We start from the raw sequence: 19,829 nt of genomic DNA on the forward strand, positions 1-19,829 counted from the left end.
GGGCAAGAGCGCGTCGCAGTCGTTCAACAGCCGTGCGGCCGCGGTCCCCGCGGGGACCGCGACGGTCGTGGGCACAATCGGCACGGGGGCCGGGGCCCGCTCGACGACGTTCGACGTCGAGTACCCGGCCACGACCTGCGGCTGACAACCGCACCAGGGAGAAAACCATCAGGGCAAGGCGGTACTTGTGAATCGACGTCACGCATGAACGATGGTGGCGACGATCCTGGCTGGTTCGCTGGGCGGGCAACAGCGCTCAACATCCGTGCAGCCTAGGTCCTGCCAGGACCATCTATACCCCTGATCGGCACGGTCACCCTGTGGCTGACCTGCACGGGTAAAGGTGCGACGGCGACCTCTACCCCGTGGCATGTACGTCATCCCCGACACTGCGGCCCTCAGTGGCGGTCATGTCCGCACCAACAACGAACGGGGGCGGGCCGTCGTGAAGGCCCGCCCCCGTTCGCGTCCATCCCACCTGTCAGACGAGGCGACTCTCAGCAGTTCTTGGGCGGGTGAGCCTCACGACGCGGCCGCGGAGGTCGGGAGATCAAGTGAAGTCACCAACTGCGCTGCGGCAAGCGCCCGGACCGACCTGCACTGAGCGAGGGTTCTCCACGAGCAGGAGCGTCTACTAGCTCTTGAGGACCATGGTGTAGACCGTAGCCGGGCGCATGGGCCACGGGCCCGGCCCTTCGACGAGCGCCGACAGGCCCTCGAGGCCATGGCCGCCTCCTGGGCCCCGCCGCTGAACCTGTCGCCCGTGACCGACGACGTCGACCAGGCCCGCACTTGGTTCGAGATCAATAGCGCAGCCGGTATCGAGGGCCTGGTCGTCAAGGACGGTGCCCAACCCTACCGGGGCGGGGCCAGGTCCTGGCTCAAGGTGAAGCACCGCTCGACGCTCGACGTCGTGTGCGGTGCGCTGACCGGTCCTCGGTCCCAGCCGCGCGAGCTCGTCGTCGGGTTGCCGATCGCCGGCACGTTGCGGGTCATGGGCCGCACGACTCTGCTCTCCCCCGGCGGCCCCCCGCCTGCTGGGGCGTCGCCGTGCCCCGGCCCGGGCGCGCAGCGCCACGGGGGTCGACCGTCTACTCGCGTTCGGTCTGCAGGCCCTGCGCGACGCCCCGGTGCGGGGTCGGTCGGGTGCTGGTGCCGAAGCTCGTGGCGCTGCGGGTGCGCGCGCTGATGAGGCTGTGGTCGACAAGGTCTCCCCCGCGCTGGAAACGCCCCCTGTCGGTCTCCACGCGCATGGGCGTGTGCTCGGCCTCGGTCCAGAAGCGCCGGTAGCGGACCACGGCCGGGCACGAGGCGGCAAGGGCGGCCGCGGACTCCTGGGAACGGGAGCGCCCGCCGGGGCCGTTGAAGACGTCGCGGGCGTAGACGCTCGGGACCCAGCGGCCGCCGAGCCCTTCGCCGGTCACGACGGCGCCCTCGTAGGACTGGCGCCAGCGCTGGGCGATGCGGGCCTGGGAGAGCTCGTAGGGCACCTCAACGTCCACGACCTCGACCTCGTACCCCGCGGCCGCCAATTTCTCGCCGAGCTCGACCGCGGCGGCCGGCTTGGACAGCACGGAATCGATCACGACGTTCGTCCCCTCGCGCAGGGCCTCCTCGCGCAGCACGCGCGCCAGGTGCGAGGACTCCTCGTGCACGAGGGCCGCGAGCTCGAGGGGGAAGAACGGCTCGCCGACTTCCTCGCGCTCGCGCACGCCCTCGGGCTTGAGGAACGTCTCATAGCTGCCGTCGGCCAGGGCCTCGCGCAGCAGCTTCTCCTTGAACCGGTCCGCGTCCACGACCAGCCAAGCGTCCTTGTCCAGGCCCAGGACGTTGCCCTGGACGAATCCCTTGCCGGCCCCGGGAGGACCGGCCAGGACGATCGCCTTGCCCTCCTGACGGGCGCCGGGCGTCTCTGCCCGGGCCTCCTCGCGCAGGCGTCGCCACAGGGCGCGACGGCGCGCGGTGGGCTGCTCGACCTTGCCGTCGATGAACCACGCGGGATTGTTCAGCGTGGAGTGCGGTCCGTCCTTGTCCAACGGTCCTCCCGGGCGGGAGAACTCCCGGACGGTCTCCCGGTGGGCCGCGTGCGGGTCATGGTTCTCGGTCACCCGGCACAGTCAAACGGGTGAGCGGGTTAGCGTCCACTCTTCGCGGTGAGCACCGCGTCATAGGTCTCGTCATCGATCAGGCCCTCATCGAGCGCGCGCCCGACCTCCTCGAACGTGCCGGGCACCTCCTCGACCAGCCAGTCGAACCCGTCAGTCTTGGCCTGCTCGGCGTACGGCCAACGCGTGAGCTCGTCAACGAGCTGGGCCCGGTCGATCTGCCCGGCGGCGAACCGCTCGGCGATCTCGTACGGGCTCGCACCGCTGAACCCCTCGCGCACGTCGGGCACCTGCGCGGCCGCCTTCAGCCTCTTGTTCACCGCGGGCTGGCTGATCCGCAGCTCCTTCGCGATCTGTGTCTGGGTCATCGTCGCCGCGAGCTTGCGCAGCGTGCGCAGCTCGTCGCGCCGGTCCACGTCCTGCCGATGCCGCAGCCGAACCGCGACCGCGACATCAGCGTCCTGAGTAGTCACCATGAGAACCTCCATCCATAACCAAGGTTATAGCAAGGCAACCGGAGAGGCTAGTCGGAACCGAGGAGCGGCGGGATCGCCGCGTCACGCGAGATCCTGCACGGCGCAGTGAACCTGTGGGCGCATCGCCCCGATACCCTGAGCCGCATGGCGTCTGTTGACAAGCGGTCGGTAATCGAGGACATCACTTTTGGCGGGCGGACCGCGGAAGAGGAGTCGGAGCATCTGACGCGCTACTTCGTTGAGACCGAGCAGTGGCGCAAGGTCTGGCAGGACGAGGTCGATATCGTGTTTGCGCCCAAGGGTGGCGGCAAGAGCGCGATCTACAGCATGCTGGTCTCTCGCGAGGATGAACTCTTTGATCGTGGCGTCGTCCTTGTGCCCGGGGAGAACCCGACAGGGGCGACTGCCTTCGAGCCCATCCAGCTTGACCCTCCGACGGGCGAAGTCGAGTTCGTAGCGATCTGGCGGCTCTACTTCCTCGTCCTGGTTGTCGAGGAGCTTGAGAAGTACGACGTGCGGTCGGACAAGCTACGAGCGATCCGTGAGGCGCTCGCCTCGATAGGACTCACCGAGGGGGTCAAGAAGAAGCGAACGATCATCGTTCGAGTCCGGGAGGCGCTCCAGAGGCTCCTCGTTCCTGGAAGCGTCGAGGCCGGGCTGAGCCTGGACCCGGTTTCGGGCACACCGTCGGGCATTACAGCAAAGGTGACGTTCAACGAGCCCTCCGTTGAACAGGAACTAGCTGGCATGGTCTCGGTCGATCGGCTCTACGAGGATGTGAACGATGTCCTGGGCGAGCAGTCCCTCCACGTCTGGCTCATCCTCGATCGTCTGGACGTGGCGTTCACGGCTTCGCCCGAACTCGAAGCGAACGCACTTCGAGCCTTGTTCCGGGTGTATCGACAGATCGAACCCTTGGGCCAGCTGCGGTTGAAGATCTTCCTTCGGAGCGACATCTGGGCCGAGATCACAGCGGGGGGCTTCCGCGAGACGAGCCACATCACTCGTGACATGAACCTGCTTTGGAACAGAGCAAACCTGCTGAAGCTGATTCTCCAGCGTGTGATCCAGAGCGATGTCCTCGTCGGAGAACTTGAGGTCGACCCCGCCCTCGTGATCGCGTCATCCGACGCACAACAGGAACTCTTCGACCGGGTGTTTCCCCGCCAGGTGGACGCCGGGTCGAACAAGCCTGCGACGTTCGACTGGGCCCTATCCCGGACGGAGGACGGCAAGAAAATCGCCGCGCCTAGAGAGTTGATTCATCTGTTCAACGTCGTACGCGATCGGCAGTTGGCTCGGATCGACACAGGCCAGGCTGCTATCGCTGAGAACGTCTACTTCGAGTCGCAGGCCTTCCGGGACGCCCACCCTGAAGTCTCGGAGACCCGCCTGCAGAAGACGATCTACCCCGAGTATCCGTGGCTCAGAAGCTGGCTCGAAGCGCTCCGAGGGCAGCGCACGCTGCAAGACGTCGTGAGCCTCGAGGCGCTCTGGGGCACCGCTCGTGGCGAAACTGAGGAGCGGATCCGCCGCCTAGTTGATGTGGGCTTCTTCGAGCAGCGTGGCCCAGTCACCGCACGGACCTACTGGGCGCCGTTCCTGTACCGTCCTGCGCTCGAAATGGTGCAGGGGTCCGCAGATGGTCTGCGAGAGCGCACCGGGGACTCGGAGGATCTCGACTAAGGTCTGCCCAATTCGTAGGTCACACCCGGTTCTACCTCGAACTCGGCGCAGATGCTGACGCCAGCAAGTTCTCCGGCCCGGACCTCGAGCAGCGTGTCGACGTCGCCGGGTGAGGGGTAGGTCGGGCAGTTGGTGACGGCGTCGAGCTCGCATGGTGGCAGGGTCTTGACCGCGAGGACCTGGCCGTCGAGGATCCAGGCGATGTCGAGCGGGACCCGGGTGCGGGCCATCCAGACCTCGCGAGGGCCGGGCTCTTCGAACGGGAACAGCATGCCGGTGCCGGTGGGCACGTCGTCGCGGTCGCTGAGGCCGGCGCGTTGGGCGTCCGGTGTGTCCGCGACCTCGACGGTGAAGGTCTGCTCGCCGATGGTCACGGTGGTGCTGGTCGGTGTCCCGCACCCGGCCAGGAGCACCAGCGCGGCTAGGGCGCCGGCGGCGCCCCTCACCGCTCGTGGCCCTGCGTCCCGTAGGTGGTGCCGTAGGCCGGCCGGGGCCGGGCCCCTTGGCCTCGCGTTGGTCCTGGTGGGCTCACGTGGCCTGGGATGGGACGGGATGCCTGGGCGAGACGGATGGTCTGGGCCAGGCGCAGCGCGTCGCTGGTGTGCTGGTCGAAAGCGGTGGGGCGGGTGACGATGCGCGAGAACATCTCACGTAGGGCCTTCGGGTCCCCAGCGCGAGCGGCTTCGCTGGCGCGATCGTTCTCGGAGGCGATGCCGGGCGCCACGCGGGTGACTCTGTGCCAGTCGATGTCGTGGCCGGACTCACGGGCCAGGGCCCGCACGAACTCGCGCTGCGTGCGGCCGTTGCCCTCCCGGAACGGGTGCACCTGATTCACGACGTCGTACACGCCTGCCAGGACGGTCGGCACTTTCTCCTGCGGGATCCGGCGCAGGTTGTCGGTCTCGTGCAGCACCTCGGCGACCTCGCGCACGCTGTCGGCGATCTGGGCCCGCGGGGTGAAAAAGCCCGTCTTGCCCTCGAGCACGTGCCCGGCCTTGCCCTTGCGGATCTCGGTCGTGCGTAGCTGGCCAGCCCACTCGTAGACGTCCTGGAACAGGTGCCGGTGGATGGCCTGGAGTCCCTCGAGGTCGTACGTCGCGGGGATGCCAGCCTGGCGCAGGGAGAGTGAGCGAGCCTCGACGAAGGCGTCCTCTGCTCGGCGGAGGTCGTGGGGGTTGGTCGCGCCCAGCTTGTTGCGCAGGGTCTGGCCGTCGGCCTGGAGGTATCCGCGGAACCGGTCGAACTCGCTGCCGGTCTCCCAGGGGTTCGCCACGCTCAGCTCTTCTCGGGCAGGTTGAGGTAGGCGCGCGTGCGCCTCATGAGCTCGTCGTGGTCGATCTCGCCGCGCGCGTACGCGTCCTGGATCGCGCGTGCCTCGTCACTTGTGCGCCCGCCCTCGAGCTCGGTGCTCGCCCGGGCCTGGCGCACGTCGTTCTCCCGCAGCGCACGTTCCTCGTCGCTGATGGCCATCTGGTTCCCCCTCTCGTCACCCGCAAACCTAGCGGGATGACGGCGAACCATGGCGCAACCTCGGGCGCTCATCCAGCTTGGCCGGCCTGGGAAAGGTGGGCCGCGATGATCTCGTCAGTGATCGTCTGCGGGTCCAGGTCCTCGCTCATCCGGGCCGTGAGAAACGCCGTGGTCGTCGCAAGGTGCGCGGCGGGCAGGTGCGCGAGCTCGCTGGCGATCGCGCGCACTGCGGCCACCCTGCCTTCGATGTGCTCGAGGTCAGCGGCGGCCAGGTGTTGGTCGACGACCACTTGCGTGAGGGGGCGCGCGTTGGTCAGGGCGGCGGTGAGGTCCTGGCGGCGGCCACAACGTAGGTAGTCCGCGGGGTCGGCGCCGGGGTGCAGGCGTGCGGCCTGGGCGCTGGCCTGCTCGGCGGGCAGCATCATGGCCCACACACGAACGGCGGCCGCCTGCCCCGCTTGGTCGGAGTCGAGTGTGACGATGAGCCGCCCGACGGCGCTCGGGTGGGTCGCGCGTAGCTGGTCGAGGTGGGTCGTGGTGATCGCGGTGCCGCACCCGGACAGCGGCACGACGTCGGCTCCGGTGCGGCGGATCGCCTCGACGTCCAGGGCACCCTCAGCGACCACGACAGGTACGCCCGCTCGGATGCGGCGCACCGCGGCAGGGTCGAGCCCGTACAGGTCTCGGGACTTGTCGAACGCCGCGGTGCTGGTGGTGTTGAGGTACTTCGCCGGCGCGTCGTCGACGTCGTCGGTCGCGGGGTTGCGGCGTGCGGTGAACCCGATGATCGCGCCCTGCGCGTCGCGGTAGGGCAGGACCAGGCGGTCGCGGAAGACGTCACCGATCTGGCCCTTCTCGGTGCGGAACGCGAGGCCGGCGGCCACGAGCTCGTCCGGGCTGTAGCCGCGGCTGCGCATGCGCCCCACGAGCCGGGCCCACCCCTCGGGGGCGTACCCGGCTTGCAGGCCGCGCAGGCCGCGCCGAGCCAGGTACGCCCGAGTCCAGTCCTCGGTGCTGTTGGCGTGGAAGCGCCAGAACTCCCAGGCCGCCTCGTTGATCGCGACGACGCGCTCGCGTGAGAGCTCGACGGTCATCTCATGCCTCCTGACGGGCGACTGGCAGAGGGTCGGTATACGAGGGTGCGCTATTCGTCGCGGGTCGCTGCGGTTCGTGCCGCGAGGTAGTCGGCCCAGCCGGTCTGGGAATGGATGGCCCATTTCGCGGCGGTGCTCTGGCTCAGGCCGAGGAGTTCGGCGAGTACTGGTGCTGGCAGCCGCTCAGCGAGGAGCAGCAGCGCGAGGTGTCGGCTGGTTCGCACTGGGATCCCGGCCTTGTGCAGGTTGGCCGCGATCTGGCGTGTGCACAGGTGCATTCCCGGGAGCGTAGGCGAGGGCAGGAGCCATCTGTTGTCGTTCGTGCCAGGGACGAGAGCGTAGGGCTTGCCCTGCGCGATCTGCGCGAGTCTGGCAATGCGCTCGGCGAGCACGGGCGGGAGCGGGACGGGGTGATTGGCGAGGGCGAGTCGGACGACACCGTCGCGGGTGTGGAGGTCGCTTGTGGTCAGGCGCTGGATCCGCGTGAGGGGCAGGGCGAGCATCATCACGAGCAATCCGGCGACTTGTGTCTCGAGCGACGCGGCCGGATCGGCGAGGAGGGTCCTGAGACGGGCGTCGTGGTCCTCGACGTCGGCGAGCAGGACCGGTTCGTCGGCCTGCCGGAGTGGGACGACAAGGCAGCCGTCGACGAGATCGCGGCTGCGCGCCCACGTGATGAAGCCGGTCAGGTGGGCGGCCCGGTTGCGATCGCCACGCAGGTGGCGGTCGAGGTCTGCTTGGGTCAGGTCCGCGAGGGATCGATCTCGCTGGTGGAGCCAGCGCAGCAGCTTAATCGCCTCGCTGATGCGCCGTCGGTCGCCTTGGCCCGCGGAGAAGCTGTAGTGGCGGCAGGCTGCTCGCCGCCGGGCGCGTCGGAGCACGCTCCATCTGGCGTAGGGGCCGATCACCGCCGCGTGTCCTGGCGGAAGGCCCTCGAGCTGATGCTCGAGCCACGCCTCGAGACGCCCGAGTGGTTCCTGGCGCGGCGGGAGGACTCCGCAGTGCACGAGCACTGCTCGGAGGTGGTAGATCGCGAGCGTCGCTGGCCTGGCGTCGAGGTCGGCGTGGGTGACAGGCCGGGGAAGCCGTGCGATCTCGTGGAGCAGCTCGGTCGACGTGCTGCGCTGCAGCCAGCGCATGGTGGAGTCCGGGCGAGGGCCACTCGACATCATCGTGAGCAGGGGGTCGAGCCACGGGGGCACGGTGCCGTCGTCGCCCGTGAGGAGGGACGTCGCCATCTCCCGTCTGGAGCAGGGCAGGCAGGTGCGGGAGTAGTAGAACTCCCCCGAGGCCGCGCACCGGTGGCACCTGTAGTCGTACTCCGGTGCCCCTGCGCAGGGCCCGCACGCGTCGCCGTCCGCAGTGCGGCCCACCAGCACCGCGGTCTGGTGACAGCTCACACAGAGGCCGGGAGCGCGAATCGCTCGCCGGGAGCATGCACGGCAAACCGGGCCGATCGGCCAGTGAGCTTGCGCCGGTCGGTCCTTTCCGCAGAGTTGGCAGGTGTGTGCCGGCTCGGGTGCGCAGCGCCGGCACAGGTCAGGCTTGCCGTCATGCGCCTTGAGCACGACGGGTTCGAGCCGCCCGCAGCCACCGCAGGGCCGCGGGTCTCGCCGGTGACAGACCTGGCACAGCGGCCCGGCTTCCGTGACGCGCTTGACGTGCTGCAGTCGTCCGCAGCTCACGCAGACCCTTCTTGGGCGGGCACAGTTCTCGCACCGCGGCCGACCGGCGTCGTCGCGCGCGTACGGCGCTCCGAGCTTGCCACAGCCCGTGCAGGGCACCGCTCTCCCAGGTTCGGTCCCGTAGCAGCGCCGGCAGATCAGGCCCTCGGGGCGGCGCGCCGTCGGGTGTCCGAGCTCCCCGCAGCGGGCGCAGATCTGGCGGCGGCTCTTGTTTCGGCACCAGTCACAGCACCGTCCTTCGTCGACGCGGCCCGTGAGACGACGGTTGGTCCTCTCGCACACGACGCAGCGGGGCAGGTCGACGTCATGGCCGGCGTCGTGCAGGGCGAAGGCGAGTCGGACGAGCGCGAGCGGGCAGTGCGGGTAGTAAGTTGCCAGGGCATCGGGTCGGCTAGTGAGATGGCGGTCCAAGGCGCGAAGACTGCGCGCACTGCTCCACACGCCTGCAGCCCGGAGAGCATCGACCACCACCGTGGCATGGGCCTCATGAATGCCTATGTGGGCGGCAACGACGCGGACGATCCGCTCGCGCACCACAGCCTCGGACTCGACCGGGCGGCGCACGAGATCGCCACCGGTCACGGCGCCGAGTCGTGCCGGGGTCGGCGGATCTGAGTGCGCCGCACCTGCGGGTTCACCGGAGCCACGGGCGCCCCGCTGGTCGCGTCCTTGCGGATCTCCTCGTTGACGACCTTGGGCGTGATGAGATCGTTCGGCGTGCACGCGAGGATGTCGCAGAGCGCGACCAAGGTGTCCAGACTCAGACGCTGCGGGGCCTGGGTCACCAGCCGGTAGACCTGCTCGCGCGAGAGCACGATCCCGCGTTCGGCCAGCAGCGGCTGCAGCTCGCTCGTGGCGTACAAGCCGTGCTCAGCCATACGCAGCCGCAGGTGCCACTCGTAGCCCATCTTCTTGATCATGCGTCCTCCAAGTGGTCGCCGTAGATGGTGTCCAGTGCCCGCGCCAGCAGCTGGTTGCGATAGGACGCTGACACACCGGTGTAGATCGACGTCGTCGAGGCGTGAGCGTGCCCCACCTGTTCCTGCACGAACCGCACCGGATAGTCGAACTCGATCAGGTGCGTCACGTACGAGTGCCGAAGACAGTGCAGGTCCAGGCCGGGGTCCAACCCGGCAACGTCGCGCGCCGTGGCGAAGGCCTCGTTGATCGCCCTGCGCGACAACCGCGAGCCGCGCTCGCTCACCCACAACGCCGACGACGCATCCTTCCCCAGCGGTCCCCGCACCTCCTGCAGGTAACCCGCCAGAACGTCCACGACCCAGTCCATCTCCGGAACGAGCAGCACAGTGCGTCGCTTCGAAGGACCGCCGCGCGACGCCTTGCCGTGCCGGACCGCAAACGTGCCCACCCGTCCGAACCGAGGAGCCTTCGCGTTCCCGCGGAAATCGACCAGGTCAGCGCCGAAGAGCTCGCCGCGCCGCAGCCCGAACGCGTAACAGGTCTTGAGCAACGCCGAGTCCCGCAGCGCAGACAGCGAGCCCTTACGACCCCTGCGCCGGATCTCCTCCACCAACCCGTCAGCAGCGTCGAACAGCGCCTGGACCTCGTCGAATGTCAGCGGCCGACGCCTCGGCTCCCCCTCGTACTCATCCCTGTGCAGCACCGAGTTCTCCTCGTGGAACACCTCCTGCGGCGCGGCACCGAACCGCCGCACACACTCCACGTCCCACTCGTACCGAGGATCACGCACGTAAGCGCAGAACATCCGGATCGAGATCTCATAGTTACGAAGAGTCGACAACGCCCTCGGCGCCGAACCCGACCGCAGGAAGCTGATCCACGCCTCGCCCTCGGCTGGTCCCCACTGCCACGGATACAACCCGCTGAAGTCCACGAAACGACGCACCAACCGCAGCCGAGCAGTGATCGTCGCCTCCCGAAGGAAGCGAGCACGCTGCTGCCTCCCCCACCCCTCCAACATCGCGTCCAGCACCGCCTGCACAGGATCTAGAGAGACCACGTTGCTCGCTGGGGCAGAGCGAGCCGAGACACGCAGATCGTCCATCAGCTAGTTGTATCAGATGCACTCCTGTTGCATCTAGTACGTCTCGGTCAACGGCTGTCGCCCGGACGCCGGGCCTCCGTGCCGCACCGTCGTCACTCCTGCGTCTTCCTGCCAGCAGAAGGGCCAGCGCCAGGGCGCCGACGGTGCACGAGCTTCTTGACGTCCCTGTCGACCAGCTTCCCGGGCCGTTCGCGTTCATCGCGCACGGCGATCGGCTTGGAGCCCGTATACGTTCACCGGTCAGCGTGTCGAGCAGGGCCACGTCCGGCATGCAGTGACGGGCCATGGTCCGGGGAGGCATACCGAACACGGCCGCGATCTGGATCCGCCCGCGCAGCTCGGCCTGCGCATCGGCCTTGGTCTGGCGGGTGCGGGCGCGAAGACCGATCGCGCAAACTCGCCCCGTCCTCAGGTCGCGAACCGATACAGCCAGTACCGCAGGCACCCCGGCGGGAGACGCCCATCGCCGCTGTGATATGGGCCTGCTTCCGGCAATGACAGCGGCGCCAAACGATAAATATCTTGCCGCCAACGGTCAGGCGAGCATTAGCGTGGGACACGAGGAGCTCCGAACTGGTGAAGACATTGACATCTCCACCAATCCGGAGGTCCTCCGCTCGACAAGCAGACCTGGCACCAATCTCCTGGCCGCGTACGCCTAAGGGTTGTTAGCATCCCCAGGAGGCCAGACATTGCGGTGAGAATCCATACAAGCAAACGCCCGAGATCCGTCTTCAGTGTCTGCTCCAAGCGTGTCGGAGATGGCCTTGACGAAGACGCGAGAGTCTGTCTCAGCAGTACTCAGCCCTTGGATGTCATAGTGCTCAAGGCAGGAGACCAGTTCGACCATTGCTTCGTCTCGAGCCTTCCCGGTGAGCCGCCCTTGTTGGCCGTACGCAAGTTCCATGTCAAAAAGCCCGTGCTCTGCCCCGCACTCGTCGTAGGCCGCGATGGACTTCTCTCCTCCCGGATCTTCGGCCCCGCTGCCAAGGTTGAAACCCAGCGTGCGTCCATCGCTATTGAGACTGATCTCGCCAGCCTCAAACCCTCGGCCTTCGACGCAAGAGCGGACTGCTTCGACAGTTTGTCTGTACTCGGCCTCGGTAATCTCGTCATCGTCGCTTGCGGTCTGGGCGCTGCAGCCCCCGACGGCCAGGACCAGAATCACCGCGAGGGGCAAGCCTCTCAACATACGATGCTGACTCCGGCGCCAACTCGGGTGTCAGTCCGCTCGCCGCTCGTGTTGCCCCAGCCGACGGTTCGGTAGGTCCTCGTGCCGGTTCCGTTGCAGTTGTGCTGAGCGGTGCCCGAGCTGATGCTCGTCGTGCCGGGAGAGGTTGCGCCATAGAACCAGGCTGTCGAGAGCGGCCAAGTGCCAACCTGTCCCTGGCGGTCGAGTCTCGCGCCAGCACGGACCGCGTTGGGTGTTGAGCAACTGACGCTCGCGCGGCCGAAGGCGGTGCTGCCGTCGGTCCATGGATTGGTGAGCCCGATTCCACACGTCGGGTAGAGAGCGGCCTGCGCTGGGGCCGTGACCCCGACCATCAACGCGGCAACAAGACTGGACGTCGCAAGCGTCGCAACTACGCGACCCCAACGTGAAAGACGGTTCGACATGTACTGGTCCCCTCCCTGAAGCGGCATCGTCGCCGCTTGTGCCGAGAAGTTACCGTGCCGGAGGCGACACCGCAACGAGAGTTCAGGGCGCATCGCAATTGGGAGTGCAGTGGGGTCGAAGCCGCCGGCCTTGAGCCGTGATCTGACTCCGCCCAGTATCCGGTTGGCTGGCAACGTCCTCGGCCGGACACCTTCGAGTGCAGCACACCCGCACCCGGTCGGCCCTAACGCCAAGCGCGCGCCGACGATAGCAAACATGATCACTAACACCGTCACATGCCCCGGCGGCTCGAGCCGACCGACTCCTCACGCTGTCGGGCGTTCTCTCACATTCCCCGTCGGTGCCAGCCGTTGGGCTGGGCTCCACTCCCGGCAGGTCAGGACGAGCAAACTTGGCATCAGACACGCCGATGTCGTCCTGACGAGCCGCGCAGAGGCCGTCATCGTGCGGAACCACCGTCGACGCGCCGACCTTCCTCCTCGCGCCGCTACCCCCTCGTGCGCACGGAGCCCTATAGGGTCAGTGCCATGAATCGCATGAGAGCTCGGCGTGAGGGCAGCGGCGGGGTGCTCTACGTCAGTTGTGTGTTCGTCCTGATACTGACAGCGGCCCTCTGTTCGTGGTGGCTCTCGCGGTCCTCCGCCGATGCACTGGACGACCTAGATCCCACTGGTGTTGCGGTTGAAGCCCCTGTCCGGTCCGCCTCTGTCGACTACTCATCACCAGCAATATTAAGCGGGACGTTCGTAGTCGCGCCCGCGGTTCTATCAACGGGACTTCAAGGTGTGATCACTGCCCTTCCGGCAGTGGAGGGCTCTGTGCTCCAGACCGGTCAGGTGGTCTACTCGATTGACGGCGTGCCGGTAGTTGCCTATGCGAGCGAAACTGTATTCTACAGGAACCTCTCGGTCGGAGCTAAGGGCGAGGACGTTGAAGCAGCCCAGGAACTGCTACGCACGCTCCTGCCAGAGTCTGGCATTACACCGAACGGGATCTACAGCGAGTCGACCGCTCGAACCGTACGAAGTTACGAGCGCAAAATTGGAAGGACTCCCACTGGGAATTTTGACCCTCAGTTGTTCGTCCGACTTCCTCACGACCAGTACGTAGTTGCCAAGACCGACCTTGCGGTTGGCGCTGCAGCCCCCGGGTTTAGTATGCCTGTGATGGAAAGCCAAGCCGAACTGCATGAAGTCACAGTTTCTGGGGCCACCCGCGGGCCTGATGGAGCATATGAATTCGTTTCCCAAGGAGTGGCAATTCCTCTAGAGCGCTCGGGGGATACATGGATCGTTGATGCCGCCGCGTCGGAACCGTTCCTGCGAGCTGCTGCCGAAGAAGACGGAAGCGCTAAGGTGGACGGTCGGAGCCGGTTAGCCGCTCCCCTAAGTGGCCTCGTAGTACCAGGCGGAGCGGTATATTCAGGCACAGACGGGGCACAGTGTCTATTTATAGCCGATGGAGCGAGCGACTACAAAAGCGAGAAGATTGAGCTCATCGGGAGCGACGTGTCGGGGGCAGCGCAGGTAGCAGGCGACCTTGACACGGACGATTCGGTCCTTGTTAACCCGTACGTCGTCATGGGGAAGCAATCATGTCATTAGCCCTGGATGCGATTACATTTAAGTATCGTGGAACCACTAGGCCAATTCTCGCCGAAATCTCCCTCGAAGTACCTTCGGGGACAAGCGTGGCCCTAATGGCCCCCTCGGGTGCAGGTAAATCCACGCTACTCTCGATTGCAGGGCTCTTACTCGCCCCCGACTCTGGCTCAGTTGCTATTAATGGGACCAGACGCAGCGTCCGTGACGGACCAGTACTTCTCGGGAAGGAGGTGGGCTGGATACTTCAGTCTGTCAATTTACTCGCACGAAGGTCGGCCCTCGATAATGTCGCGCTGCCACGTCTTGCTCGAGGAGCAAGACGTCGCAACGAGTTGTCACACGCGGAAGAACTCTTGGGTGCAGTTGGGCTACATGGCGACCTGCAACGTCCGGCCCGAAAATACTCAGGGGGGGAGGCACAACGAATCGGTGTCGCCCGTGCGTTGATGTCGTCTCCGGCTGTTCTGATCGCGGACGAGCCCACGGCGAACTTGGACTTAGCAACGGCGCGTGACGTCGCGCGAGCACTGTTTGGTGCGGCACGCGAGCGTACCGCGCTCCTGATTGCAACCCATGACGAGGCGATTGCTTCAATGGCGGACCGTGTCATAACACTTGAGACGAGCGCGGCGCTCTGATGTGGCATCCAGCAGAACTTTTGCAGGAAGCTCAGCGCAACCTCGGACCCCGACAGCTGATTGCGGGTGTTGTTGGGGTGGCGATGGCACTTTCTGGGGCGCTCGCCTTGGTTGATCAGGCAGAACGAAGCATTGGTCAGGAACGGGCCTTGCGACAGGCGGGCAGCCTGGTATGGGCGGCAGAGGCGCCCGAAAACTCCGTGCTCGACGGCAATTTGTGCTCAATGCTCGCGCAGCAGAAAGGGATCGCAGCCTCCGGAGGGCTAACCACGGAGAGACCATCTCCCATGACAGTCTTCCCGGGAGGCGGCCAACTTCCCGTCGCCTACGTCACTTCTGGAATGCCACAGGTATTTTCACCGATGACCCCACCTGGCCAACCCACAATAGGTCACGACCTCCTCGAACTTGAAAACGTATCGATCGGGCAGAGCCTAGTCCTACCTGATGGGGCAGTTGCTGGAACGTTGACGGAACCGCTGCCGGCCTGGGTGCCGCTTGCAGCCCTGGGTTCAGGCGTCACCCTGCCGACGGTCGCGACCACACCCGTCTCAACTTGCTGGATACGCATGGAACCTGGCGCTCAGGATTACGGGCAGGACGTCATGGAATACACTTTTCCTGGCGCAGCGGTTGGGGCATTTAATCCCCGATCTGCGGAACTGCTTTCCCCGATCTCTCAGTGGAACGCGCTAATCCGCATTCACCCTGGATTGGTCATGGGATTGCTTCTGGGATCGGTCATGGCACTTCTAACATGGTCTCGCCGTGCTGAACTGGCCACCTATCGAACCTTTGGCACGACGACTGGACAATTGGCCGCCATGCTCGCCGCAGAGTACATTTTAGTTCTCATTCCGACGGCCGCAGTGGCACTACTCCTCGCTCCCCCGACTGCTACTCTCATAACAAGCGCACCACCCAGTTCCACCTCATCGACTATTATCGTAGGTTCAATACTGGCAACAGTGGCGTCAGCGTTGGCCACCGCGTGCGTTCTGGCACCTCTCGTTACCCGTGGAAGCCTCACGACCCAACTCAAGGATCGCTAGTTCCGTTCTGCAATGCCGGGGCATTGACAGTGGCCGCGCGACTGTCCGTTCTCTCAGGCTCTGCGATTGCACGAAACTCAAATACCACCCAGTTTGCAAGGGCGGTGATCTGGTCGGGCCGGAACCCGCTCCACGACTCGTCGCCCGCAACGACGACCGGTGCCTGGAGGTAACCGAGGGCGCGCACCTGCTCAAGCGCGTCGACGTCGGTGCTGATGTCCACCACGGAGTACTCGATCCCCTTCCTGTCGAGCGCCCGATAGGTCGCGTCGCACTGAACGCATGCCGGCTTGCTGTACACGGTGACCTTGATCTGCTGGCTGGTCATGATGCCTCCCCCACGTCGTTTTTCGGACCGTCCCTGCAAGCGAAGCGTTTGGCCGATAGCCGTCCCAGGACGCACCCGCAGGGCGCGAGCACCGCGAGTGAGTCGGGGTGCCGGGGCGGTCGCTAAGTTCTCGGCGGGCTCAGCGACGAAGGAGCGCAGCCGAGAAGTTCGCGGGCGCTCGGGCCGTAGCGCAGCGGAGCCGACTTGCGTCCTGGGGCGGCCGGCCACATTCGGAGCCAGGGACGGACCGAAACAGGATCTGCTTGTGCAGCCGCGGCCCGCAGGGGCGCGCCCGGTCATTCACGGCGCTCCGTCGCCGGGAACAGTGCTCTCGCGTCGACGGGGCTCGTGCACCGCAGACCACAACGCCGGCAAGGCGACGGTGTGCGCGCCGGTGTCCAGAACGTGCTGGCACAGACGCGCGGTAACGCGCGGGAGCTCCGGCCCGGAGGTCTGCAGAAGCCAGGACGCGAGGCGACGGATCGTCGCAGTGTGCTCGACGTCGGGCTCCCGCAGGTCCTTGAACGTCGCGCGCAGAGCGAGCGCGGCGTACAGGCGCTCGTCGAGGTCCCACCCGGTGATGACGTCCGGGGTGAGGTGCTCAAGGATCACCACGTCCCACACGGTGCGCTCCTCGACGTCGACCCGCTCCAGCTGCGCCCGGATAGCGGCCGCGGCGTACATGCCGGCCAGACGGGTCACGCGCGGCGCCTTGTAGCCAGTGGTGGCCGGCGCGACGAGCTCCTGGCGGGCGACACGTTCGGAGACCGTCAGGTCGGTCACGGCCGCATCCCTGACCGCTTCGACGAGCGCGTTCATCGGATCAGACCACTCGTCGGGCAGGGGCGCGGTTCTTGGCATCGGGGATCTCCGTTCGGGTGGTGGCCGCTCATGCGCGGGCCACGGTGAAGCCGGTGGCCGGTCGATCGACCACCCGGGGCAGGGAAGCGCCGGTGGCCGACCGGTCCTGGTCGACGGCGTCGGCCGGTCCGTACCGGTCAATGGTGCGCTTGATGGTGTCGCGCGAGCGGCGGGTACGGCGGTGGATCTCGCGCTCAGAGATCCCGGTCGCTGCGAGGTCGAGGATCAGGGCCCGCTCCGCCGCGGTGACCGGCCCCAGCGGCCGGTCGGTCACAGCCACCGTGGCCGGAACCGGCCGGTCGTTGACCGGGCTGGTCGGCCGCGGGTCCGGTCCTGTGATCGCGCCCCGCTCGAACGTCGACAGGTCGAGCGCGATGCGAGCGGCCTCGTGGTCGAGGTCGTCCTGGTCGTCGATGTCGTCCTGGTCGACGTCGGCGTGGACGGCGACCCGGATGGGGTTGCGCTCCATGACGTTCAGGAGCTCGGAGTTCGGCGCGGTGAGCTCGGGCAGCAGATCACCGAGCCCCGCCGCGCGCAGGCCGGCCATGAGGGCAGCGTGGTGCTCGGGGTTCGTGATCGGGTAGCGGCGCCAGTACGCGACGTAGCGCCGGCGCATGCGCCCGGCCGCACTCAGCTGGCGCACCGCGAACAGCGCGCGCACGAGGCCCGCGGCCTTACTGGTGCCGGGGAACGTTGCCGCGCGCGCGGTGCGGACCGCGGCAGCCGCGAGGGACACGCGCATGATGTGCCGATCGCGCAGGGCGACGTGCCGCGGGCGCCGCTGGGCGGCGTGAACACGCTCGCTGCGCAGACGGCGCTCCCACAGCCAGCACGCGGCCAGCGGCGCGGCCAGGCGCAGCGCGGCGCCGATCTGGGTCAGGGGGTCACCGAGGCTCCAGTGGTGCACGCCAGCGGCGTCGGCGGGGCCGACGAGCTGGTGCGCCGCGGAGAAGACGCCGGACGCGAGCGAGAGCACCCACGTCCCGACGCGCTCGACGGTCGCGGCGCGCCCCTCCTTGATGGCGTTCTGGAGCAGGCGCGCCACGCCGAGCACCGCGAGCTCGAGGAACCCCGATAGCGCGAGGCCGACGGCTGCCGTCATACCGAGCGTCGACGTCGTCGTGCTGTACATACCCTGGAACGACAGCGCGGTGGAGATGATCGCCGCGAGGGTCACCAGGGTGACCCCGGACGTCGCCCGACCCCACAACGACGTGGCGCCCTCGACTCGGCCCCTCCCCCAGCTCGCGACGGCCTGGCTCACGCCGTTGATCGCCCGGGCCGCGGCATCGTCCTGCGCGCTCTCACCGTTCTTCACGGCATCCTTGTCCTGCATCGTCCTACCTCCAAGTCAGGTGGTCGGTGTAGGACGGCCGCCGAGTTCCCGCTCGACGGCCGTCCGCGTTTGGTTCATGGCCGGTCACCACTTGCCAACTGCAACGCATACGGTGCAGTTTAGCAGATATGCAACGCATAGGTGGCTGTTACGGTGAGCGAGTGAGTGAGCGCGAGGAGTCATCGGCCGGTCGGCCGGTCGGCGCGGCCGATCCGGGGCCGGGTCCGGCCGGCCTGTATGACGTGGCCCGGCTGGCCGCCCGGCTGGGGATCACGACGACGACGCTGCGCTCTGCCCGAAATCGGGGGGTCCCCTGGTTGCCGGACCCGGTCGGGTTCGTGAACGGCGGTCCCGTGTGGCGAGCCACCGACCTCGAGGGCATCGAGGAGCGCCGCCGGCCACCTGGCCGGCCACCGGCCGGTCGGTCGTCGGCCGACGGCGACGCGACGGCTTGAGCCTCCCCGTTTCTGGCCGCCACACCCAGGCCAGATGCGGGCTACAGCGCAGCTCAGCACGAACACCTGCCACCGGTCACCCGGGACCCGGCCGACCCACTTCGGCCAGCCTCATCCCCACCCCACCGGCCACCGGCCGGGCCTCCTGGTCGGCACAGCCACCGCTCGGCCGACGCACGGCCGCCGGGCTGCTTAGCGCCTGAGGCGGGGGTCTCGGGGGGCGGCAGCTCCCCGGTGCCCGTGCCGGCCCTCGATGGGCCGACACGGGGAACACCGCGCCAGAGGGCGAGCGGCCCGCAGGAGTCCCCACGGGCCACTCACGCATCAGCCCTCAGCCGGTCGCTCTCCGGCCGGTCCGTGGCCGGTGATCTTGTGCCACGGGACGCGGTCCGTCCACGTGTAGTCGGTCTCGACGGTCGCGCTCTTGGCGTTCGCGCGGACGACCCGGGTCCACCAGCCACCGCGGCCGATCTGGACCACGTCGCCCTTGGCGACGTTGTGCGGGCCGTAGTCGGTGGTCGCGCCCTCCGCGATCTGCTCGGCGCGGACCCTCTCCCAGTAGGCGAGCGCATCGCGGGCCTCGGCGATCCGAGGCTCAAGACGCGCCCGGCGGCGCTCCATCTCGGCATCCGTCGCGGGTCGGTAACCCGTCTCGGGATCCCAGAAGGGCTTGATGAGATCCCGCTCCAGCCTGCGGATGTCGGCACTCAACCGCTCAATCCGGTTCCCGACGGTCACGGGTGTGTAGCGCGCCCCCGTCGTCGCGGCTGCGGTCGCCACGGCCGTCCGGGCATCCTCGGCCTCGCGCTCGGCCTCGACCGCGGTGCCCATCGTCGACCACGCGCGCTCGAGGGCTCGGGTGTGGCGCCCCTCGGAGTGGTGGCCAACCTTGATCGGCTCACCGCCCGGGGGCAGGCGATCGACGGCGGCACCATGCCGGGCGTACGCGGCATCCGCCGCGGCGCCCTTGCGGTCGGCTTTCACGGCGAGGGCGTCGACGCGGTCGGCTTGGCGGGCGATCTTGTCGGCCTCGACGTCGGCGGTCGGGCGGGCCGTGTCGTCAATGGTGATCTCGACGGCGTGGCCGGCCTCCCGCAGCGCGGCCGCGGTCGCGTTGATCTTGCACGTCTTGGGGGCGTGGTCGCGCGACTGGGGCACGTACCACGCGCCGAGCTGGCGGCTCCAGTGCCAGCCGTTGGCCTTGAGGTCGACGTTGGTGCCGTCGCCTCGCTCGGTGCCGTCGATGAGCGTGCCGCCCTGGCGGGTGTGGGTGATGGTCAGCATGGCTGGTCCTCTCAGGTCCTGGGTCCGGGGGTGGGGGGGGGGGGGGGGGGCCCCCCCCCGGGGGGGGCCGACGCTGTCGTGCCGCCGGACCCAGCCCGCTCCTTCCACGGT

18 protein-coding genes and 2 pseudogenes are annotated in these 19,829 nt (G+C 67.6%); 5 read left to right on the forward strand and 15 right to left on the reverse strand.

The annotated features are described in order from the left end of the window. Positions 1-724 precede the first annotated feature (724 nt). A pseudogene (locus tag H9623_RS19690) lies at positions 725-832 on the forward strand (ATP-dependent DNA ligase); the annotation flags it as partial. A 23-nt stretch (positions 833-855) separates the two neighbouring features. Here H9623_RS19690 and H9623_RS19695 read toward each other — a convergent pair. The 3 genes from H9623_RS19695 to H9623_RS18410 form a co-directional block, all read right to left on the reverse strand. Next, positions 856-996, reverse strand: a complete 141-nt coding sequence (locus H9623_RS19695) for a hypothetical protein (protein WP_227748904.1) — start codon at positions 994-996, stop codon at positions 856-858. Positions 997-1,091: 95 nt separating this feature from the next. Continuing rightward, the gene (locus H9623_RS18405; RefSeq protein WP_193721459.1) at positions 1,092-2,108 is read right to left on the reverse strand and encodes a zeta toxin family protein; all 1,017 of its coding nucleotides are present in this window, start codon (positions 2,106-2,108) and stop codon (positions 1,092-1,094) included. Positions 2,109-2,134: 26 nt separating this feature from the next. After that, complete coding sequence (locus tag H9623_RS18410) at positions 2,135-2,593, reverse strand: winged helix-turn-helix domain-containing protein (protein ID WP_227748899.1); 459 nt, start codon at positions 2,591-2,593, stop codon at positions 2,135-2,137. 132 nt (positions 2,594-2,725) lie between these two features. On the opposite strand from H9623_RS18410, the gene H9623_RS18415 reads away from it, so the two are divergent. Further along, entirely contained in the window at positions 2,726-4,267 is a 1,542-nt protein-coding gene (locus H9623_RS18415; RefSeq protein WP_193721460.1) for a P-loop ATPase, Sll1717 family, read from the forward strand. Here H9623_RS18415 and H9623_RS18420 read toward each other — a convergent pair. The 5 genes from H9623_RS18420 to H9623_RS18440 all read right to left on the reverse strand — a co-directional run bounded on the left by H9623_RS18420 (position 4,264) and on the right by H9623_RS18440 (position 8,069). Then, positions 4,264-4,713 carry a DUF192 domain-containing protein gene (locus H9623_RS18420; RefSeq protein ID WP_193721461.1) on the reverse strand — a complete coding sequence of 150 codons (450 nt, stop codon included), beginning with the start codon at positions 4,711-4,713 and terminating at the stop codon, positions 4,264-4,266. The genes H9623_RS18415 and H9623_RS18420 overlap by 4 nt on opposite strands. Further along, positions 4,710-5,540 carry a Fic/DOC family protein gene (locus tag H9623_RS18425; protein ID WP_193721462.1) on the reverse strand — a complete coding sequence of 277 codons (831 nt, stop codon included), beginning with the start codon at positions 5,538-5,540 and terminating at the stop codon, positions 4,710-4,712. The genes H9623_RS18420 and H9623_RS18425 overlap by 4 nt, the downstream gene beginning before the upstream one ends. 2 nt (positions 5,541-5,542) lie before the next feature. Then, entirely contained in the window at positions 5,543-5,737 is a 195-nt protein-coding gene (locus tag H9623_RS18430) for an antitoxin VbhA family protein (protein ID WP_193720932.1), read from the reverse strand. A gap of 68 nt (positions 5,738-5,805) precedes the next feature. Next, on the reverse strand, positions 5,806-6,831 hold the full coding sequence (locus H9623_RS18435; protein ID WP_193721463.1) for a toprim domain-containing protein: 1,026 nt from the start codon (positions 6,829-6,831) through the stop codon (positions 5,806-5,808). Between the two features lie 50 nt (positions 6,832-6,881). Further along, the gene (locus H9623_RS18440) at positions 6,882-8,069 is read right to left on the reverse strand and encodes a hypothetical protein (protein ID WP_193721464.1); all 1,188 of its coding nucleotides are present in this window, start codon (positions 8,067-8,069) and stop codon (positions 6,882-6,884) included. 753 nt (positions 8,070-8,822) lie between these two features. Here H9623_RS18440 and H9623_RS18445 point away from each other — a divergent pair. Continuing rightward, the gene (locus H9623_RS18445; RefSeq protein ID WP_193721465.1) at positions 8,823-9,131 is read left to right on the forward strand and encodes a hypothetical protein; all 309 of its coding nucleotides are present in this window, start codon (positions 8,823-8,825) and stop codon (positions 9,129-9,131) included. Here the strand turns inward: H9623_RS18445 and H9623_RS18450 are convergent. The 3 genes from H9623_RS18450 to H9623_RS18465 all read right to left on the reverse strand — a co-directional run bounded on the left by H9623_RS18450 (position 9,095) and on the right by H9623_RS18465 (position 11,722). After that, the gene (locus tag H9623_RS18450) at positions 9,095-9,436 is read right to left on the reverse strand and encodes a helix-turn-helix domain-containing protein (protein WP_193721466.1); all 342 of its coding nucleotides are present in this window, start codon (positions 9,434-9,436) and stop codon (positions 9,095-9,097) included. The genes H9623_RS18445 and H9623_RS18450 overlap by 37 nt on opposite strands. Continuing rightward, positions 9,433-10,542 carry a tyrosine-type recombinase/integrase gene (locus H9623_RS18455; RefSeq protein WP_193721467.1) on the reverse strand — a complete coding sequence of 370 codons (1,110 nt, stop codon included), beginning with the start codon at positions 10,540-10,542 and terminating at the stop codon, positions 9,433-9,435. Before H9623_RS18455 ends, H9623_RS18450 begins: the two co-directional genes overlap by 4 nt. 658 nt (positions 10,543-11,200) lie before the next feature. Beyond that, complete coding sequence (locus tag H9623_RS18465; RefSeq protein WP_193721469.1) at positions 11,201-11,722, reverse strand: hypothetical protein; 522 nt, start codon at positions 11,720-11,722, stop codon at positions 11,201-11,203. A 965-nt stretch (positions 11,723-12,687) separates the two neighbouring features. On the opposite strand from H9623_RS18465, the gene H9623_RS18470 reads away from it, so the two are divergent. Together H9623_RS18470 and H9623_RS20205 are read left to right on the forward strand one after the other, a co-directional pair. Beyond that, positions 12,688-13,764 (forward strand): peptidoglycan-binding domain-containing protein, encoded by a 1,077-nt coding sequence (locus H9623_RS18470; RefSeq protein ID WP_193721470.1) that lies wholly within the window; start codon positions 12,688-12,690, stop codon positions 13,762-13,764. After that, entirely contained in the window at positions 13,755-14,402 is a 648-nt protein-coding gene (locus tag H9623_RS20205) for an ABC transporter ATP-binding protein (RefSeq protein WP_193721471.1), read from the forward strand. The genes H9623_RS18470 and H9623_RS20205 overlap by 10 nt, the downstream gene beginning before the upstream one ends. 1,146 nt (positions 14,403-15,548) lie before the next feature. Here H9623_RS20205 and nrdH read toward each other — a convergent pair. The 4 genes and pseudogenes from nrdH to H9623_RS18495 form a co-directional block, all read right to left on the reverse strand. Further along, a pseudogene (nrdH, locus tag H9623_RS18480) lies at positions 15,549-15,767 on the reverse strand (glutaredoxin-like protein NrdH); the annotation flags it as partial. A 315-nt stretch (positions 15,768-16,082) separates the two neighbouring features. Further along, positions 16,083-16,601 (reverse strand): hypothetical protein, encoded by a 519-nt coding sequence (locus H9623_RS18485; protein WP_193721472.1) that lies wholly within the window; start codon positions 16,599-16,601, stop codon positions 16,083-16,085. 70 nt (positions 16,602-16,671) lie between these two features. Continuing rightward, entirely contained in the window at positions 16,672-17,979 is a 1,308-nt protein-coding gene (locus H9623_RS18490; RefSeq protein ID WP_193721473.1) for a helix-turn-helix domain-containing protein, read from the reverse strand. 779 nt (positions 17,980-18,758) lie between these two features. Then, complete coding sequence (locus H9623_RS18495) at positions 18,759-19,718, reverse strand: DUF3560 domain-containing protein (RefSeq protein WP_193721474.1); 960 nt, start codon at positions 19,716-19,718, stop codon at positions 18,759-18,761. Between the last annotated feature and the right edge of the window lie 111 nt (positions 19,719-19,829).

The organism is Oerskovia douganii, assembly GCF_015142735.1.
Lineage (GTDB): Bacteria > Actinomycetota > Actinomycetes > Actinomycetales > Cellulomonadaceae > Oerskovia > Oerskovia douganii.

What these genes read in the sequence shown, in the direction of transcription:
- H9623_RS19695 (WP_227748904.1), bottom strand. Translation starts at nt 996, where the DNA reads ATGACCCGCAACGTGCCGGCGATCGGCAACCCGACGACGAGCTCGCGC.
- H9623_RS18410 (WP_227748899.1), bottom strand. Translation starts at nt 2,593, where the DNA reads ATGGAGGTTCTCATGGTGACTACTCAGGACGCTGATGTCGCGGTCGCG.
- H9623_RS18415 (WP_193721460.1), top strand. Translation starts at nt 2,726, where the DNA reads ATGGCGTCTGTTGACAAGCGGTCGGTAATCGAGGACATCACTTTTGGC.
- H9623_RS18430 (WP_193720932.1), bottom strand. Translation starts at nt 5,737, where the DNA reads ATGGCCATCAGCGACGAGGAACGTGCGCTGCGGGAGAACGACGTGCGC.
- H9623_RS18435 (WP_193721463.1), bottom strand. Translation starts at nt 6,831, where the DNA reads ATGACCGTCGAGCTCTCACGCGAGCGCGTCGTCGCGATCAACGAGGCG.
- H9623_RS18440 (WP_193721464.1), bottom strand. Translation starts at nt 8,069, where the DNA reads ATGGCGACGTCCCTCCTCACGGGCGACGACGGCACCGTGCCCCCGTGG.
- H9623_RS18445 (WP_193721465.1), top strand. Translation starts at nt 8,823, where the DNA reads ATGGCCGGCGTCGTGCAGGGCGAAGGCGAGTCGGACGAGCGCGAGCGG.
- H9623_RS18450 (WP_193721466.1), bottom strand. Translation starts at nt 9,436, where the DNA reads ATGATCAAGAAGATGGGCTACGAGTGGCACCTGCGGCTGCGTATGGCT.
- H9623_RS18455 (WP_193721467.1), bottom strand. Translation starts at nt 10,542, where the DNA reads ATGGACGATCTGCGTGTCTCGGCTCGCTCTGCCCCAGCGAGCAACGTG.
- H9623_RS18470 (WP_193721470.1), top strand. Translation starts at nt 12,688, where the DNA reads ATGAATCGCATGAGAGCTCGGCGTGAGGGCAGCGGCGGGGTGCTCTAC.
- H9623_RS20205 (WP_193721471.1), top strand. Translation starts at nt 13,755, where the DNA reads ATGTCATTAGCCCTGGATGCGATTACATTTAAGTATCGTGGAACCACT.
- H9623_RS18485 (WP_193721472.1), bottom strand. Translation starts at nt 16,601, where the DNA reads ATGAACGCGCTCGTCGAAGCGGTCAGGGATGCGGCCGTGACCGACCTG.
- H9623_RS18490 (WP_193721473.1), bottom strand. Translation starts at nt 17,979, where the DNA reads ATGCAGGACAAGGATGCCGTGAAGAACGGTGAGAGCGCGCAGGACGAT.
- H9623_RS18495 (WP_193721474.1), bottom strand. Translation starts at nt 19,718, where the DNA reads ATGCTGACCATCACCCACACCCGCCAGGGCGGCACGCTCATCGACGGC.